This is a genomic window from Pantoea sp. SGAir0184, assembly GCF_043544755.1.
In genome coordinates this window covers 506,551-522,981 of the sequence record NZ_CP028050.1, presented here as the reverse complement: position 1 = coordinate 522,981, position 16,431 = coordinate 506,551, and the positions used below count along the sequence as shown (strand labels likewise).

Sequence of the window (16,431 nt, the reverse complement as noted above, 5' to 3'; positions counted from 1 at the left end):
AAGGTATTGAAAAGTATAGAGGGGGATATTGACGTAAGTTATTGATTTTACACTCATAATCGCTTGATCGGTTGTTCGAACTTAGCGAGGGCCGCCAATCACTTGTTCATCTGATTTACTTAAGCCACCCTTAAACAGATAGCTTTGTTATTTAGATTTGAACAATAGCGTTGCAAGGCCTGCGTTTTTTGCTGATACAGTTAAAACTCCAATGCTCAGCCCCCTTCCCGTTTTCAACCTGAAATCACCTGTCTTGCCAGCCTTTCCGGCTCATACTGCCTCACGCTGTAATTGTGTTAACAACCGCCTCTTACAAACAACGACGCGAGAATCTACCCCGTTAAGCCCGCATACAGCCTCAACACCCCACAGAACCACACATTTTGCACACCAGTCACAGCACATCCCAGTGACTGCCAGCCGCTTACCTGCTAGATTATCTATTCAAAAACCCATTCACCTATCTATTTATAAAGTGATTCAGCACCATGTCCACGCATCCGGAAACCCTACGTCAGCTTCTCCATAGCGGGCCGATGACAGGAAGGCAACTCATTGAAAAAATGGGTATAAGCCAGCCTACGCTTTCCCGTGCGATTAGAGAACTGGGTAATGACATCGTCAAAATCGGGGCGGGTCCATCTATTCAATATGCCCTGCGGGATACGTTTCGCGGATTCCGCTCGGCCCCGATTTACCGTGTTACCGATGAGGGGCAAATTAAACCTCTTGGTGAGCTGATTCCGGTTCGTCCGGAAGGATTTGTGATGGTGCAGGCGGACCACAAAAGCTTTCACAGTGACGGGCTGCCGTGGTGGCTGTTTGACATGCGACCACAGGGCTATCTCGGCAGAGCGTATGCCTCAACTTATGCCAGCGGGCTCGGTCTGCCGGCGAATCCCGAACAATGGGCGGACGCAGAGGTGGTCAGAGCGCTGCTGGCGCAAGGTCATGATGCGATCGGCAACCTGCTGATCGGCGAGCAGGCGCGCAGCCGTTTCCTGGAAATGCCCGAACCGACTCCCGTGGAGCGCGAGACGGCGTATCCCGAGCTGGCGCGGGCCGCGGGCGCTGGTGAGGTGCCGGGCTCATCTGCGGGTGGCGAGCAGCCAAAATTCTGCACCTATACCGAACGCGGTCATGTGCTGGTGAAATTCACCGCAGCAGATGACAACCCAGTCAGCGAACGCTGGCGCGATCTGCTGATGGCTGAACATCTGGCCCTGAAAGTACTGGATGTTGAGACCGACGTGTTTGATATTGCAGGGCAGCGCTTCCTCGAAATCCCCCGCTTTGATCGGGTGGGCAAAATGGGCCGTATCGGCGTGTTTTCGCTGCGGGCGCTTGATGCGGAGTTCGTCGGCAATGCCAGCGCAAGCTGGCCGGTCCTCGTCAACCAGCTTGTGGCGGAAAAGTGTGTCCATTCTGAGGCCGCTAATAGCACGGCAAGGCTTTGGGCATTCGGCATGCTGATCGGCAATACCGACATGCACGCCGGTAACCTGTCATTCATCAGTCGCCATGGCCGTCCATACCACCTCGCGCCGGCTTATGACATTCTGCCGATGGGCTTTGCGCCCAGAGCGGGCGGCGCCATCGTGAATACGCTGCGGCCTGCGTCCCTGCCGGAAGTGGTCAGCAGCGATACATGGCGGGAAGCGCTGGCTTTGGCGGAGGAATTTTTGTCTCTGGCGAACAGTTGCGATGGCTTCTCCGATCATTTTGTGCCCTGCCTAGCCGCGTTACAACAGCATCTGGATGAGGCCCGATCGCGCATCGCCCGACTGGGCTAAGCGCGTTTCCTGATTGATAATTTCTTCAAAGCTGCATCCTCGAAACAGGCGGTGATTAACCGCCTCGCACCCGTTTTTCGCTCCCGCAACTTTGCAAAAGTAAAACGATCGGTTTACTTTTTAAGGTATGCGTAAAAAACAACACATCCTGAACGCTGCCGAGCGGCTGTTCTACAACAACGGTTTTCATGCCACCAGCACCGATTACATTTGCCGTGAGGCGAAGGTCTCCACGCGTACGCTCTATCAGCACTTTCCGTCGCGCGAGCGGTTAACCGCCGCGGTGATGACCGCGCGCCGGCAGCGCTTTGCCGATTTATTGTCACAGCCAGACGATCCAGCGGCCATCAGCCAGCTGTTTTCGGTGCTGGAACAGTGGATGCAGGCGGAAGGATCGCTCGGCTGCTTTTTTGCCAAAGCGTACGGCGAGTACGCGGAACAGGATGCTGAGCTGGCGGCGCAGGCGCTGGATTATCGCTACTGGCAGCGCGGCTACATCCGTGCCTGCGTGGCGCACTCGCACAGGACTTCGCCGTCAGCGCTGGCCGATGCCATCTGGATACTGTTTGAAGGGGCGATTATGGCCGGCTTGATTGACGGTCCGCAGGCCGCGGTCAATGCACGTCTGGCGGCTGAGCAACTGATGGCGAGTGCGTCATGAAAACGTCACTCCGCCTGACGCTAAGCGGCTTTATGCTGATCGCCGTGACCTACGGACTGGCGCGTTTTGCCTGGGGAATGATGATGCCGCAGGTGGCGCAACAGATCAGCTTCAGCCCGCGCGCATCGGGCATGCTGGCCGCCTGCAGCTATCTGGCTTACTGCCTGGCCACGCCCGGCGCCACACTGCTGCTGGCGCGCTGGGGCGTGCGCAGCACCGCCATGCTGGCAGCACTGACGGCCATGCTCGGCTTACTGCTGCTGGCCGCTGCCGGCAGCGCATGGCTGATTGCCGGTGGGCTGTTTATCGCCGGTCTCGGTGCCGGACTGGCTTCCCCGGCGCTCGCCAGTGCCGTGAGCCGGCAAATTGACGCGTCGCGGCAAACCGCCGCTAACACGTTCATTAACGCCGGCACCGGCGCGGGCATTATTGTGTCAGTGCCCATTTTTATGCTGATGCCCGGCGGCTGGCGCGCGGCCTGCTGCTGTTTTGCCGCGCTGGCGTTAATCAGCCTGCTGCTGGCACGCTATTGCCTGCCCGCCGGGCGCGCCGATCCATCGGGATCGCCGGTTGGCTGGCGCGATCGGTTGCACAACTGCGCGCTGCAGCGGGTGATCATCATCGCTTTCCTTAGCGGTGTCGCCAGCGCGGCGTGGTGGTGTTTTGGACCGGATGTGTTACGCCAGCACAGCCACCTGAACGAGGGCCACGCCAGTATGCTGTGGCTGGTTAGCGGCGCGGCCGGCATTCTCGGCGCGCTGACCGGCCCGCTGGCACGCTGCATCGGTATGCGTCAGGTGTACTGGCTGGCGCAGCTGGCGATGGCCGCACCACTGCTGTTGCTGGCGGCGCTCACCCACTTTAGCTACTGGCTGGTACCGGCGGCGGCACTGTGCGGCGCGGGATACGTCACGCTGTCGGGTATTCTGCTGGTTGCAGGTGCCGCCGCCACGCCACAGAATGCGGCCTCTGGCGTGGCGGCGGCGTTTCTGACGCTGGCGATTGGGCAAATTGTCGGGGCGATACTCTTTGCGCAGATCTACAGCAGCAGCGCCGCCACAGCCCTGCTGCCGTTCGCTGCCATCCCGGTTGCGCTGCTGTTTCTGATACCGGCTAACCCGCCACAGTGCGCTGACGCTTAACGTCCGGTGGTGAGCCAGCGGCTGAGGATGCCGGCACTGGAGTAGCCGCGAATGATCGCCGCGTAGCTGTCAAAGCGATTGCTCACTTCGCTCACCTGGTTGTTATACAGATCGCTCTCGGCGCTCAGGACATCCAGCAGCGAGCGGCGTCCGAGGTGATACCACTGATCGAAAAAGTCTTTGCGGATGCGGTCAGACTCGACGATCAGACTCTTATACAGCGCGGCGCGATCGGCCATGGAGTGTGCATCCTGGCTGGCAGCGCGCACGCGATTTTCCAGATCACGTCGCTGCTCCTGTACCTGCTGACGGCTGGCTTCGGCGCGTTTAATCGCCGCAATCTCCTGCGCGTTGGTTGAACCACCGCGGAACAGGCCCCAGCTAACGTTGATTCCGGTTTGCCACGCCTGCTGGCGACCGAGCTGATCCTCACGCGTGCTTTTGGTTACCGTCCAGTTGAGTTTTGGCAGGCCGGAAGCTTTAATCGCCTCCGCTTCTTTAAACCCCGCTCGCGTTTCCGCATTGGCGCGCAGGATCAGCGGATGATAATCCAGGCTGGCCAGCTGACGATTGAGATCGCCAAAATTCATCGCCCAGCGATCGCTGGCTGGCAGCGTCACGCGACTATTGCCCATCAGGCGGTTTAGCGTGATTTCGACATCGCGCGCGCGCGACTCGGCATTCTCCAGATAACTCTGCGCCTGCAGCAATCGGCCTTTGGCCTGCGTCAGCTCGCTGCGACGACCGGTATCTGACTGCACAATGCCGCTCAGCATGGTGGTCAGTTCGGTCATGCGCGCCACGTACTGCTGGCTGATGGCAATGATCCGCTGCTGCTTGTTCCACTCAATCAGCGCGTTGCTGACCTGCATCGCCAGCTCTTCACGCTGCGCCTGCGCCGCCTGCTGCGCCGAGGTCACGCGCTCTTCGCGGCTCTCGATGGTGCGGCTGGTCTGACCGAAATCAATCAGGTTGGTCGCCATCGACACGCCGAGCGCCGGCACGTTGCTCTGACTACCGTCGCTTTTTACCCCGCCACCAAACTCTTTGGTCGCCGAACTGGCGCTGACATCCAGCTGTGGCCAGCGCTGCCCTTTCGCCTCATCCACGCTGGCAGCGGCGGCATCGGTCTGCGCCACGGATGATTTCAGCGCCGGGCTGATGCGCCAGGTGATGCGCGCGGCCGAGAGGAATTTCTGCCGCAGCTCGGATTCAGCCACGGTTTCATCCACCGCGCCGCTCAGGCTGACCGGTGAACGCGCCACGGCGGCATCGGCGGCAGTGGTTCGGGTTTCCGCTACCGGCGGACTGACATAGCTGAACTCGCTCTGTGCTTTTACTTCTGCTTCATTCACCGGCACCGGCGCAGGCTGCTGCGGGTTGAAAGTGCGTACCGATTTCAGCAGCGGATTCGTCTGCCTGGGTTCCGGCTGGCGCTGCTCCTCCGTCAGAAAACCGCCGCCCTGTACCGGCTGCACTGGCGGTGGTGCAATTGGCGCTGCCGGTGAAGGTGTCGGTGTAGGTGCCGGCTGAGCGCGTGGCGTGGCCACCGGTGGCGCAACCGGCGCGACCTGAGGTTGCGTAAACATCGCTTGCGGTGCCGGCGCGGTTGCAAAGCGCTGGGCCGGCGCAACGGGCACGCGCTGTACCGGCACGCTGCGTACCGGTGCCGCAGCGGGGGCGGCCGGGCGATGTCCGCTCATCTCGGCAAACATCATCAGTTCACTGGTCGAATCGGCCATTACGCTGATGGCCGGAGCCATCATGACCGTAATGCAACCGGCAAGCAAAGAGAGGCGCCGCGCCGCTGCGCGACGGTGCATATTATTATTTTTCATGGTTATTAACGCTCGCGGAAGGCTTCTTTCGCCTTAAGTACCGGCTTCAGCAGGTAATCAAGGATGGTTTTCTCGCCGGTGCGGATTTCCACCGTGGCCACCATGCCGGGAATGATCGGCAGATCTTTGTTGCCTGCGTGCAGCGTACTTTTATCGGTGAGGATCAACACGCGGTAATAGGTGTCATCCGGTCGGCCGGAAGCGGCTTTCTGATCGTCTTTCAGCGTATCCGGACTGATGTATTCCACATGGCCATCCAGTCCACCGTAGATGGCGAAGTCGTAGGCGGTGATTTTCACTTTGGCCGGCAGCCCCGGACGCAGGAAGGCGACATCAGAAGGACGGATTTTGCCCTCCACCAGCAGTTGCTCTTCCAGCGGCACGATTTCCAGGATGTGCTCACCGGGCTGAATCACGCCGCCGATGGTATTAACGCGCACGTTTTTCACCGTGCCGCGCACCGGTGCGGTAATGGTGGTGCGCTCGACCACGTCCGCGCGGCCAATCAGGTTTTCGCTTACCTGGCTGAGTTCCAGCTCCAGCCGCGCCAGTTCGGTGTTGGCATCAGACTGGTAACGGTTACGCCGCTCAACAATCTGCGCCTGGATGTCGTTCGCCTGGCGCTGCATACGCAGCAGCTCGACCTCAGACAGCAATCCTTTCGCCGCCAGCGGCTCCGCCAGGCGAATTTCACGCATCGACAGGGCATAGCTGCGCTGCAGTGAGTTAATGCTGTCGTTCAGCGCGCGCTTGCGTGATTCATAGGCTTTGGTCTCCTGCGCAACCACGGCGGGATCGCTCTGCACTTGCTCGTCAAACGTCAGCGGCTGCGCGTAGGCTTCGGCACGCAGACGCGCAATGCTGCCCTTCAGGCCAATCACCTTGCTCAGCGCCTCACGATAGCTTGATTGCGCACGCGTCGGATCGATTTTCAGCAGGACGTCGCCCCGGTTGACCACCGTGCCTTCACGCACGTTCATTTCGGCGAGAATGCCACCTTCCAGACTCTGAATCACCTGCTCGCGGCTGCGGGAAATCACTTTTCCGTCGCCTTTGGTGATCTCCTCTACCCGCGCATAGTTTGCCCAGGTGAGACCGATGCCAATCACCGCGATAATGATCCACATCACCAGTTTCGATCCCGGCGTGGTTTGCGACAGCAGGGACGCCTGCACGTCATTCATGAATTCGGCATCCGCAGCTGAGAGATTTTTGCTGCGGCTGCGCCATGGCATTAACTTGATCATACTGCGGCCTCCTCTGCCGCGGCGACGGCGGGCTCTGACGTTGCCGAAGCATCGTTAGCCGGCGCGGGTGCGCGCGCCGCCTGCTCTACCGCCTGACGCGGCGGCTGGCGGGTTTTACCTTTACCTTCCAGCGCGGCCAGCACCTGCTCTTTCGGGCCATCCGCGACAATTTTTCCTTCCTCAACCACGATGATGCGGTCGACCAGCGCCAGAATTGACGGACGATGCGTCACGACGATCAGCGTGTGGCCTTCGCTGGCGCGACGCAGATGCGCAAGGAACTGGCTTTCGGTCATGCTGTCCATGGCGCTGGTCGGTTCATCCATCAGCAGCACTTTGGGCCGCGTCAGCAGGGTTCGCGCCAGCGACACTAACTGACGCTGACCGCCCGACAGCCCTTCACCGCCCTCACCGACCGACAGGTTGATGCCGCTCGGATGGCGCGCCGCCACGTGATCGAGACCGGTCAGATTCAGCACACGCAGCAGTTCATTCGCGGTGGCATCCGGCCGGCCAATCATCACGTTCTCGCGCAGCGTGCCGTAGAACAGGCGCGCATCCTGGCTGACGAAGCCCACTGCTTTGCGCCAGTCGGCCGGATCGATCTGGTTAACATCGAGTCCGTCGGCGGAGATCTGCCCTTTCACCGGCTGATACAGACGCGCCATCACGCGTAACAGCGTCGATTTACCGCTGCCGATGCGGCCAAGAATCGCCACGCGCTCACCGGCCTTGATGGTCAGCGAAATGTCTTTGAGGATTTCCGGATTGGGCTTCATCGGCGGTGCCGGATAAGAGAAGCTGACGTTGCTCAGCGAGATCTCGCCGGTCAGCGGCGGATCGGTCAGATAAGTTTTGCTGCTGTCGCGATCGACCGGCATCTCCATCAGCTTATTCAGCGAGGTCAGCGCCGCTTTGGCCTGCTGATAACGCACCGCCAGACCAATCACCTGACCCAGCGGGCCGGTGGCGCGGCTGGCCAGCATCACGGTGGCTATCATCGCACCCATGGTGAAGGTGCCGGCGTTGATCAGATAAACCCCGGCCACCACCAGCATCACGGTCTGAAACTGCTGCAGAAAGGTCACCACGCCGGTTGCCAGCGTCGAATAGCGTTTTGACTTCATTGAGTTAGCCGACTGCAGCGCGCTGAAGTTCTCCCAGCGGCGCTGCATATGCGCTTCACCGCCCACGGCTTTCAGCGTTTCCATGCCTTCAACCGACTCGATCAGCACGCCCTGTTTCAGCGACGCATCGCGCAGGTTCTCCTTCATGATGCGCGCCAGCGGCCACTGGATCGCGGCGCTGACGATGATGATCAGCGGGATCATCATCAACGGAATAATCGCCAGCGGACCGCTGATAAAGAAGATCACGCCGACGAACATCAGGATAAACGGCAGATCCGAAATCGCCGCCAGCGTCGCCGAGGCAACAAAATCGCGCACCGATTCGTATTCACGGATCTGGTTGGCGAAAGTGCCTGATGAGGCCGGTTTGTGCTCCATCTGGATCGACAGCGCCTGACGGAACAGCATGCTGCCCAGCACCAGGTCGGCCTTTTTGCCCGCCATGTCCAGCAGATGTGCCCGCACAAAGCGGGTAATAGCTTCGAAGATCATGGCGATGGTGACGCCAATCGCCAGCGACCACAGCGTAACAAACGCCTGGTTCGGCACCACGCGATCGTAGACGTTCATGGTGAAGAAGATGCTGGAAAGTGCCAGTACGTTGATCAGCACGGCGGCGATGGCGGCGCTGCGGTAGTAACGGCGGTAGCGCCACAGGGTGCTGAACAGCCAGTGGCCTTTGACCTCCGGCAGCATTTCGCTGGCGCGCTCATCCAGTACCGCCGCCGGTTTCGCCATCACCGCAAAGCCGGCGTAAATCTCGTTGAGCTCCGCCAGGCTCATCTCCACCGCTTTATCACTCACCTCCGGCATGATCAGCTGGAAACGCAGCTCGCGTTGATTCTCCTCATTGGTGTGAATGCGCCGCGACAGCACAATGCAGCCGCCGCCGTTCTGCCGCAGCAGTATCATCGGCATCAGCTGCTCCGGCAGATCCTGCAGGCGGCGTTCAACCATGCCGCCGGTAATGCCAGCGTTCTCCAGAGCGGTCATCGCCTGCGACGGCGACAGCAGCGTCGCTTTCGGCAGGCCGGCGACCAGCGCCTCTTCACTCTTCTCGCGTTTGTAGTGTTTGCAAATCCACGCCACGCTTTTTAACAGCGTGTCATCCACGGTGGTTTCGATACGAGCAACAGAACGCGCATCCTGCTCCACGGCATTCTGCTTCTGGTCCATCATTTCCCGACTCCTGTAAACCTGACAAAAAACGGTGGACGCATCGTCCACCGCAGACTTTTCTTTGAATTGGGAAAATTCTGACAGAAGGCAGCTTTCAGGCCGTCCAAGACTTGTCTCAAACGGTGGAGAATATTTATGAATAAAGTGGGCAAAGCCCGATTGAATGCGGTCTGGCGACCGATCAACTGCAGAATAATCGCGGCGCTGTTGAGCGCTGTCCTGGGCGTGTTATCTTAGCTGCTCGCTTTACTGCAACCGGACAAAGAGCAATGGCAAAACAGCGGGTAGGTATCGTATTTGGCGGCAAGTCGGCCGAACATGAAGTGTCGTTACAGTCGGCCAAAAATATTCTTGAGGCGATCGATAAAAACAAATACGACGTGGTGCTGCTGGGGATCGACAAACAGGGCGAGTGGCATCTGAATGACGCTTCAGGCTTTCTGCTCAACGCCGACAATCCGGCGCTGATTGCCCTGAACCGCTCCGGTGAAAACGTGGCGCTGGTGCCCGGCAGCCGCGCGGAACAGCTGATTACGCGGCAGCAGGCGCAGCCGCTGTCGCAGCTGGATGTCATCTTCCCGATTGTGCACGGCACGCTGGGCGAAGATGGCTCGCTGCAGGGACTGCTGCGCATGGCCAATCTGCCGTTTGTCGGGTCGGATGTGCTGGGTTCCGCGGTCAGCATGGACAAAGATTTCACCAAACGCCTGCTGCGCGATGCCGGCCTGAAAGTGGCGCCGTGGCTGAGCGTCACCCAGACGCAGCGCGCGGCGCTGGATGTGCAGGCGGTGATTGCGCGCTTTGGCCTGCCGCTGTTTATCAAGCCAGCCAATCAGGGATCATCCGTTGGGGTGAGCAAAGTGACGCAGCCGGATGAATTCGACGCGGCGCTGGATCTGGCGTTCCGCTTTGACCGCAAGGTCCTGATTGAACAGGGCATCAGTGGCCGTGAGATTGAGTGCGCGGTGCTGGGTAACGAGGCGCCAGAAGCCAGCCCGTGCGGTGAAATTGTGGTGCACGACGCCTTCTACTCGTATGACACCAAATATATCAGCGAGAGCGGCGCGCAGGTGGTGGTACCGGCTGACATCAGTGCGGAAGCCAGCGAGGCCATTCGGGCTGTAGCGATTACCGCGTTCCAGGCGCTGGAGTGCTTTGGCATGGCGCGCGTCGATGTGTTCCTCACCGATACGGGCGACATTATTGTCAACGAAGTGAATACCTTACCCGGCTTCACCAACATCAGCATGTATCCCAAACTGTGGCAGGCGGCCGGCCTGAGTTACAGCGATCTGATTACCCGCCTGATTGAACTGGCGCAGCAGCGTCATCAGCAATCCAGCCAGCTGAAAAGCAGCGTGTAACCTGCGATGGCGTGGCTCAGGCCACGTCATGCGCCATGCTGCGCGGCGCGATTGCCGGTGAGGTCTGATTGCGGCCATTGCGCTTGGCAACGTAAAGGTGTTTATCCGCCGCTGACACCAGCCGGTTGATTACCCCCGGCCATTCACGTTCGTTAACCGCACCGCCGCGCGCCAGGCCGAGGCTGACCGTCACGGTCACGGTGTTGCCCTGAATCCAGAACTTCTCTTTCACCATTGCCTGACGAATCACTTCGGCCAGCTGAAACAGCTGGCTGTGGGTGTAATCAAATACCACCACCACGAACTCTTCGCCGCCAAAGCGGCACACCAGGCCGCGACTGCCGACCACGTGCTGAATACGGCGCGCAATCTCCTCCAGCACGCCATCGCCGGCATCATGGCCGAAATTGTCATTAATGGCTTTGAAGTAGTCGACATCCAGCATAATCACGCCGGCTTCACGCTGCAGGGAAAACGGCTGCTGGCGCAGGTTTTCATACAGGCCGGAGCGCGACAGTAGCTGGGTGAGGAAATCGTAATTGGCGCGCAATGCCAGGCGATGGTTAAGCTGGCGAATGGCGTCCATGCTCACCGCCACCAGCAGCGGGCTGAGCGCCACGGTGGCCACGCCCAGCCGTGCAGAAGTGAGATGGCTGATGGGCAGCAGCGAATCATCGCCCTGAATATTCATCACGCCGTGCGAGACCAGCACGATCTCGGTGATGCCGGTGAACAGAATCACCAGGCTGGTGATCGGAATCGGCAGAACAATGGCACACCAGATCAGCGCCGGTACCGGGAAGGTCAGACTGCCCGCGCCACCAATCAGCGCCCCCACCGTGAGCGACAGCGCCACGGCGAGCAGCGGCAGCAGCCTGGCCGGGTGCACCAGCGTCCGCAGCGGCACGCTGCGCAGCGGACGCGTCAGCATCACCGGCAGCAGCATCAGCGAGGTGGAGAACTGCTCGCTGAACCAGTCGGCCCACGCCACCACAAAGCGCGCGTTGAAGTCGATATCCTGCGCCCACGCACCCCAGGTGGCGCAGGCTGCTGCACCGAGCAGGCACGCCGGAAAGATGCGCATGGCGTTGAACACCTGGCTGTTTGCAGTTGGCGATTGCAGATGCTTAATCAGCATGCTGACTGACACCAGAATAAACAGGATATTGGCAAAATTAATCGTCACCGCTGGCAGTGCCCAGCCGGAAAAAACCGTATCGTTGAAAATCATGGCGGCAAAACACACCAGATAACTGGAGGTGGTGTGTAAAAACGGGTTGCGCACCATTAAACCGGCGATGAGGGCATTCACCGGCCAGAACAGGGAAAACTCTTCGGGAATACGCAGGTGGCTGCCAATAAAGCAGAAGAACAGCGTAATAAGACACAGCGAAAGAGCATTCTTTTTAACATTATTCTCTTCAAACAGCTTAACGCGCATACGTCTGAACCCTGTAACCTGAAATCGCTGCCATCCGTCGCTGGCATCAGCAATCATTTAACCTGAAAAATCCGTGCGATAATTCGCTAATTAACCCGGTATTCGTCGCCCTGCTCTGCGACTGAGCGGCGCTCACTCTGCCATGAAAGCCAGAGACGAGCTACCAGCCCCGCCGGCAGCATGTGAAACAGGCAGGCGCAGTGAGCGGCAATTATGCCGTATAAATAAAAAAATCGGATATCCGGGATATCCGATTCTGGCGAAAAAAACTGCATGACTGCGCGCGGGAACGTTATTTCACCGCCACCGGCCACTGGCTCAGCCGGATGCCGCGCTCACCGGCGCTATCCCCGAAATCCTGCAGCACCGCTTTCACGTCCGGATCCATATACTCGGCGTTATCGTGATCGACAATCACCACGCTATTTTCCGGGATCTCCGCCAGCAGCCCCTGCAACTTCGGGTTGTGCATAAAGGTCAGGTTTTGCTGAAAGCGCAGCACGTAATGGTCGTCATAGCGGGTAAGTTGCAGCGCGTTGCGATGGCTTTGGTAGATGCTGCACAGAATCTGCGTCGCGATACCGATACCAATCCCGGCCAGCATGCCAAACACAATGATACCGCCGATGGTGGCAAGAAACGGCACGTACTGCTGCGCGCCCATGCGAATCTGTTCGACGAACAGGCGCGGCGTTGCCAGCTTATAGCCGGTATACAGCAGCACCGCCGCCAGGCTGGCGAGCGGAATCGCGTTAAGCAGAGCGCTGAACCACAAGCCACAAATCAGCAGCAGCACGCCGTGCAGCAGAATCGACAGTTTGGTTTGGGCACCCACGCTGACGTTGACCGAACTGCGCACAATCACCGCGGTAATGGGCATCGCCCCGAGTAAGCCGGCGGTCAGGTTACCGATGCCCTGCGCGAACATCTCTTTATTCGGTGACGGCGCCGGGTGCTGCGGACGCAGTTTTTTCAGCGCCTCCTGGCTGAGCAGCGTTTCAAGGCTGGCCACCAGCGCCAGCGTAATCGCTACCACCCACACCGACGGATTCTGCCACGCCAGCCAGTCAGGAGTTTCCAGCTCCGCCACCAGCGCCGACATACTGTCAAACGCCGGCAGTACGATACGCGGCAGGCCTTCGCCGAGGCTGGGAAACAGGCGATCGCCTAACACCGTGGCGAGGCAGCCAAACAGCACCGCCACCAGCGGGCCGGGGATCCAGCTCAGCGCTTTAACCGCTTTGATCGCGGGCGTGGTCCACAGCCACAGAATCAGCAGCCCGCTACCGGCCACCAGCATCGCGCTGAGCGAAAACGCAAACTCCCCGCTGACCAGCGACTGCAGACCGGCATCGCTCGCGGCGCCCAGCGCTACCGGAATCTGCTGCATAATCAACAGCAGGCCAATGGCCGCCAGCATCCCTTTGATGACACTGCCCGGCACCAGCGAGATAAAACGACCGGCGCGCAGCAGGCCGAGCATGCACTGCAGCACGCCAGCCAGAATCAGCGCAGTGAGAAACGCGGAAAAGCTGCCGAGCGTCTGGATTGAGGCCACAACAATGGTCACCAGCCCCGCCGCCGGGCCGCTCACGGCAAAGCGCGAGGGACTGAGCGCGGTAACCAGCAGACCGCCGATCACCCCGGTGAGCAGACCGGCAAAGGGCGGCAGACCGCTGGCCTGCGCGATGCCCAGACACAGTGGCAGCGCCACCAGAAACACCACCAGACCAGCAGGAATATCCTGACGAAGCGTTTGCAGATTCATGATGAGGGTTCCTCTGACGATTGCTGGATTAACTCTTTCAGATGGCCGGACTGCAGGTCATAAACGCAGCCAAATACATCCAGCTGCTGTCCGGCCTGCCAGGCCTGTTGCACCGGCTCGCAGCGCACCAGCTGGCTAAACTGGGCGATGACATTGGCTTCAATCAGCCGGTTAAGCTTGCTGCTCTCCTCTTCCTGCGCGGGACTGGCGTGATAGGCCACCAGCCCGTGCTGCAATGCGCGCCGCAGCGCGGCAATGCGCCTGGCGAGCGCCGAATCCTCCTGCGCTAACGGGCTGGCAGGCAGACCCAGCGCCGCCTGCACGCCGCCGCAGCCGTAGTGACCGCACAGCACAATGCGCTCGACGCCGAGATAAAAAATCGCGTACTGCAGCACGCTGATAAAGTTGTCATCATCGGGTAGTACCATATTGGCGATATTGCGGTGCACGAATAGCTCGCCCGGATGCGAGCCGGTCAGCACTTCTGCCGGTACGCGACTGTCGGAACAGCCAATCCATAAGGAGTGGGGTTTCTGCTGATGCAGATATTGTTCAAAGTAATCTGGATTACGCTCGCGGCGCTGGAGTGCCCAACTGCGATTTTTCGCTAATAAGGGTTTAAGGGTCGTCACAATTATCTTCTCTCTGTATCCGCAAATAGCGCTTCCGGGCAAATAAATGCATGGCGCAGCACGGTTTTAGCGTTCTGTGGCAGGTGAATACGGCGCTTTCTCACAGAAATTGGTTATAGACGCTTATGAATTGATTTGCACCAGGAATATTTCAGCCCGGCAGAAGAAGCGACCTTATGTAAAATAAGTGTCAGCAAATGTCATGAAAAAGTAAGTTAATGCAAGTGACGCAATCAGCAGGAATTTCATTAAAAATAAATATAATCAGTCTATTAATAATATTTTTTAAAACGCATTTCGGATGCACTGACAAATATATACACGTAAAACTTTTGCGCCTTTACGCTGGTATGGTGGATTACACTCTGCTCGCTGAGAAAAATCCTAATTACTAAATTTATGAATAGTGATATTCGCTGGTTTTAACGTTATTCGCGATGATATTTCACTGAAGACGGCGGAAGGATTAAGTAAGAGATCGGGAAAATGATAAGCAGAATAATAATTACAAAGAAACGTAAATATCACTGGCGCTAACCGCCTGCGATAAGCGCCCGCCAGGGCAGGCGCTATTTCGCTTGACGAATTATTTACCGTTCCAGGCTTTCATGCGGGATTCACGCACCTGCAGCTGCTGTTCCGGGGTTAACTTATTGTAGTTTTCAGCCATGCCGCTCTCCCAGTCGCCGTACAGTGGATTTGGCAGCACAATGAACTGGGTGCCAAAACGCTGATGGTTGAGCGTGACAAACTGCTGGCGCTGCGCGTTACCCTGATGCCAGGTGGCGCCGCCGAAGTCATTCAGGTTATCGCCGATATACAGCACCACGTTGTAGCCGGCATTTTTAATTGCGTCGAAACGCGCCTGTTTATTGGAATTGCCGGTACTGAGACGCACGGTTTTGTCGCTTACGCCGCTGAAGCCCAGCTTGTTGAGGTTATCGACCGTGGCCGCGTAGTCTTTCTGATCGCGGTTCGAGACGTAGAACATGGTGCCGCCGTGGCTATTCACGTAATTGGCAAATTCGACGGCACCGGGCACTGCGGTCGCCTGGCGCGCCTGCGTCCACGCTGACCAGGTTTTACCGGAGAACGGCTGGCCGTTTTTTGCCTGCCACGCGCTGTAGGCGCTGTTATCGATCATGGTTTCATCCAGATCAACAATCACCGCTTTGGGTTTGCCGGTGAGCGAAGGAGCGTTATCAAACGCCATGCGTGCCGTGTTGAACGCCTGCCAGCTCAGCGCCTGATATTCGCCAGACTGCTGGAACCAGTTGACTGCCAGCACCGACTGCTGACCGAGTTGCTGCTGAGCCTGCTGTTTTTGCGGTTGGGCACAGCCGGTGAGCGTCAGGGCAATCAGGCCCGCCGCGGCCAGCCAGGAGGTGTTTTTCATCATGTCGTCCTTAAGTGATTATGGTCAGTTTTTGTAAAGCTTTAAAAATGTAGCAGTTAACGTAAGCTGTGGGCAGAGGAAAACCGGGGTCAGGTCACAGGAGACACTTATGGATAATCGCGGGCCGCGCTCGGCGCTGCTGGAGAGTCAACGCTGGCTGGAGTATGCCTTTCAGCCTGCCGGTCAGCCGGCACCGGCCGCTGCGGCGTACGGACAGCAGCGGCACAGCGCAAAAGTGGTGTTGGCCGGACAAAACCGGCCGCCGAAAAGTTGTGAATCCGATGGGGTGATCGGTGACGATCATCGGCCGGTTGCGGTTTACACCGCTGACTGTCTGCCGGTGCTGTTTGCCGATGTGAAAACGCATCAGGTGGCGGCGGTGCATGCCGGCTTGCAGGGTACGCTCGGCGGCGTGCTGAGCAGTGCCCTCGATCAGCTGCTGGCGGGTGGCGCGACGCCGGCATCCCTGCTGGTGGCGATCGGTCCGGCGATCGGCCCGTGCTGCTATGAGCTGGGCGTTGATCGCATCGCACAGATGCAGCAGCGCCCGGATCTGCCGGCGTTAAGCTGGTCACAGCAACAGCCGCATAATCCGCAGGCAATCCGACCTCAGGCACAGGCGCATCATCAGGGAGTATGGTTTGATTTGCCTCAACTGGCGCAGGACCTGCTGTTACAGCGCGGCATCCCGGCGGCGCAGATTGATCGCGTGGCGGTGTGTACTTATTGCATGGCGGAGGCGGGATCGAGCTATCGTTATAACACCCATTTTGACAGCGGCTATCAGTCACGTTTCTCGTGGATTCGCCGCCGCGCGTAAGCACGCTTCACCTCCCTGTG

Annotated in this window: 12 protein-coding genes; 5 read left to right on the top strand and 7 right to left on the bottom strand. The window is 58.9% G+C overall.

Annotated features, from left to right (window positions below; all coding sequences use genetic code 11):
* The first annotated feature begins 488 nt into the window (after nt 1-488).
* The 3 genes from yjjJ (at nt 489) to C1N60_RS02480 (ending at nt 3,596) form a co-directional block, all read left to right on the top strand.
* Nucleotides 489-1,793 carry a type II toxin-antitoxin system HipA family toxin YjjJ gene (yjjJ, locus tag C1N60_RS02490; protein WP_394521332.1) on the top strand — a complete coding sequence of 435 codons (1,305 nt, stop codon included), beginning with the start codon at nt 489-491 and terminating at the stop codon, nt 1,791-1,793.
* Between the two features lie 127 nt (nt 1,794-1,920).
* A complete protein-coding gene (locus C1N60_RS02485; protein ID WP_394521331.1) occupies nt 1,921-2,454 on the top strand; it encodes a TetR/AcrR family transcriptional regulator in 534 nt (177 codons plus the stop codon).
* Nucleotides 2,451-3,596 (top strand): MFS transporter, encoded by a 1,146-nt coding sequence (locus C1N60_RS02480; RefSeq protein WP_394521330.1) that lies wholly within the window; start codon nt 2,451-2,453, stop codon nt 3,594-3,596. Before C1N60_RS02485 ends, C1N60_RS02480 begins: the two co-directional genes overlap by 4 nt.
* Here the strand turns inward: C1N60_RS02480 and C1N60_RS02475 are convergent.
* From C1N60_RS02475 to C1N60_RS02465, 3 genes are read right to left on the bottom strand one after another with little or no spacing between them, the layout of a single operon-like run.
* Nucleotides 3,593-5,434 (bottom strand): TolC family protein, encoded by a 1,842-nt coding sequence (locus tag C1N60_RS02475; protein WP_394521329.1) that lies wholly within the window; start codon nt 5,432-5,434, stop codon nt 3,593-3,595. The two genes, C1N60_RS02480 and C1N60_RS02475, sit on opposite strands and share 4 nt — an antisense overlap.
* A 5-nt stretch (nt 5,435-5,439) precedes the next feature.
* A complete protein-coding gene (locus C1N60_RS02470) occupies nt 5,440-6,681 on the bottom strand; it encodes an HlyD family type I secretion periplasmic adaptor subunit (RefSeq protein WP_021509681.1) in 1,242 nt (413 codons plus the stop codon).
* Complete coding sequence (locus tag C1N60_RS02465) at nt 6,678-8,990, bottom strand: type I secretion system permease/ATPase (RefSeq protein ID WP_021509682.1); 2,313 nt, start codon at nt 8,988-8,990, stop codon at nt 6,678-6,680. Before C1N60_RS02465 ends, C1N60_RS02470 begins: the two co-directional genes overlap by 4 nt.
* A gap of 269 nt (nt 8,991-9,259) precedes the next feature.
* On the opposite strand from C1N60_RS02465, the gene ddlA reads away from it, so the two are divergent.
* On the top strand, nt 9,260-10,354 hold the full coding sequence (gene ddlA / locus C1N60_RS02460; protein WP_104188233.1) for a D-alanine--D-alanine ligase: 1,095 nt from the start codon (nt 9,260-9,262) through the stop codon (nt 10,352-10,354).
* A gap of 16 nt (nt 10,355-10,370) precedes the next feature.
* Here ddlA and C1N60_RS02455 read toward each other — a convergent pair whose 3' ends face one another.
* From C1N60_RS02455 to C1N60_RS02440, 4 genes are all read right to left on the bottom strand, one after another.
* Nucleotides 10,371-11,795: a GGDEF domain-containing protein gene (locus C1N60_RS02455; protein ID WP_058776404.1), complete on the bottom strand. Its 1,425-nt coding sequence runs from the start codon at nt 11,793-11,795 to the stop codon at nt 10,371-10,373.
* Nucleotides 11,796-12,087: 292 nt separating this feature from the next.
* Entirely contained in the window at nt 12,088-13,557 is a 1,470-nt protein-coding gene (locus C1N60_RS02450) for a SulP family inorganic anion transporter (RefSeq protein WP_104188445.1), read from the bottom strand.
* A gap of 2 nt (nt 13,558-13,559) precedes the next feature.
* Nucleotides 13,560-14,201 (bottom strand): carbonic anhydrase, encoded by a 642-nt coding sequence (locus tag C1N60_RS02445; protein WP_104188443.1) that lies wholly within the window; start codon nt 14,199-14,201, stop codon nt 13,560-13,562.
* A 580-nt stretch (nt 14,202-14,781) separates the two neighbouring features.
* Nucleotides 14,782-15,591 carry a 5'-nucleotidase, lipoprotein e(P4) family gene (locus C1N60_RS02440; protein WP_058771313.1) on the bottom strand — a complete coding sequence of 270 codons (810 nt, stop codon included), beginning with the start codon at nt 15,589-15,591 and terminating at the stop codon, nt 14,782-14,784.
* A gap of 109 nt (nt 15,592-15,700) precedes the next feature.
* On the opposite strand from C1N60_RS02440, the gene C1N60_RS02435 reads away from it, so the two are divergent.
* On the top strand, nt 15,701-16,411 hold the full coding sequence (locus C1N60_RS02435) for a polyphenol oxidase family protein (protein ID WP_104093850.1): 711 nt from the start codon (nt 15,701-15,703) through the stop codon (nt 16,409-16,411).
* Nucleotides 16,412-16,431: the final 20 nt, after the last annotated feature.

Coding starts and splice junctions, on each gene's coding strand:
- yjjJ (WP_394521332.1), top strand. CDS start 489: ATGTCCACGCATCCGGAAACCCTACGTCAGCTTCTCCATAGCGGGCCG.
- C1N60_RS02485 (WP_394521331.1), top strand. CDS start 1,921: ATGCGTAAAAAACAACACATCCTGAACGCTGCCGAGCGGCTGTTCTAC.
- C1N60_RS02480 (WP_394521330.1), top strand. CDS start 2,451: ATGAAAACGTCACTCCGCCTGACGCTAAGCGGCTTTATGCTGATCGCC.
- C1N60_RS02475 (WP_394521329.1), bottom strand. CDS start 5,434: ATGAAAAATAATAATATGCACCGTCGCGCAGCGGCGCGGCGCCTCTCT.
- C1N60_RS02470 (WP_021509681.1), bottom strand. CDS start 6,681: ATGATCAAGTTAATGCCATGGCGCAGCCGCAGCAAAAATCTCTCAGCT.
- C1N60_RS02465 (WP_021509682.1), bottom strand. CDS start 8,990: ATGATGGACCAGAAGCAGAATGCCGTGGAGCAGGATGCGCGTTCTGTT.
- ddlA (WP_104188233.1), top strand. CDS start 9,260: ATGGCAAAACAGCGGGTAGGTATCGTATTTGGCGGCAAGTCGGCCGAA.
- C1N60_RS02455 (WP_058776404.1), bottom strand. CDS start 11,795: ATGCGCGTTAAGCTGTTTGAAGAGAATAATGTTAAAAAGAATGCTCTT.
- C1N60_RS02440 (WP_058771313.1), bottom strand. CDS start 15,591: ATGAAAAACACCTCCTGGCTGGCCGCGGCGGGCCTGATTGCCCTGACG.
- C1N60_RS02435 (WP_104093850.1), top strand. CDS start 15,701: ATGGATAATCGCGGGCCGCGCTCGGCGCTGCTGGAGAGTCAACGCTGG.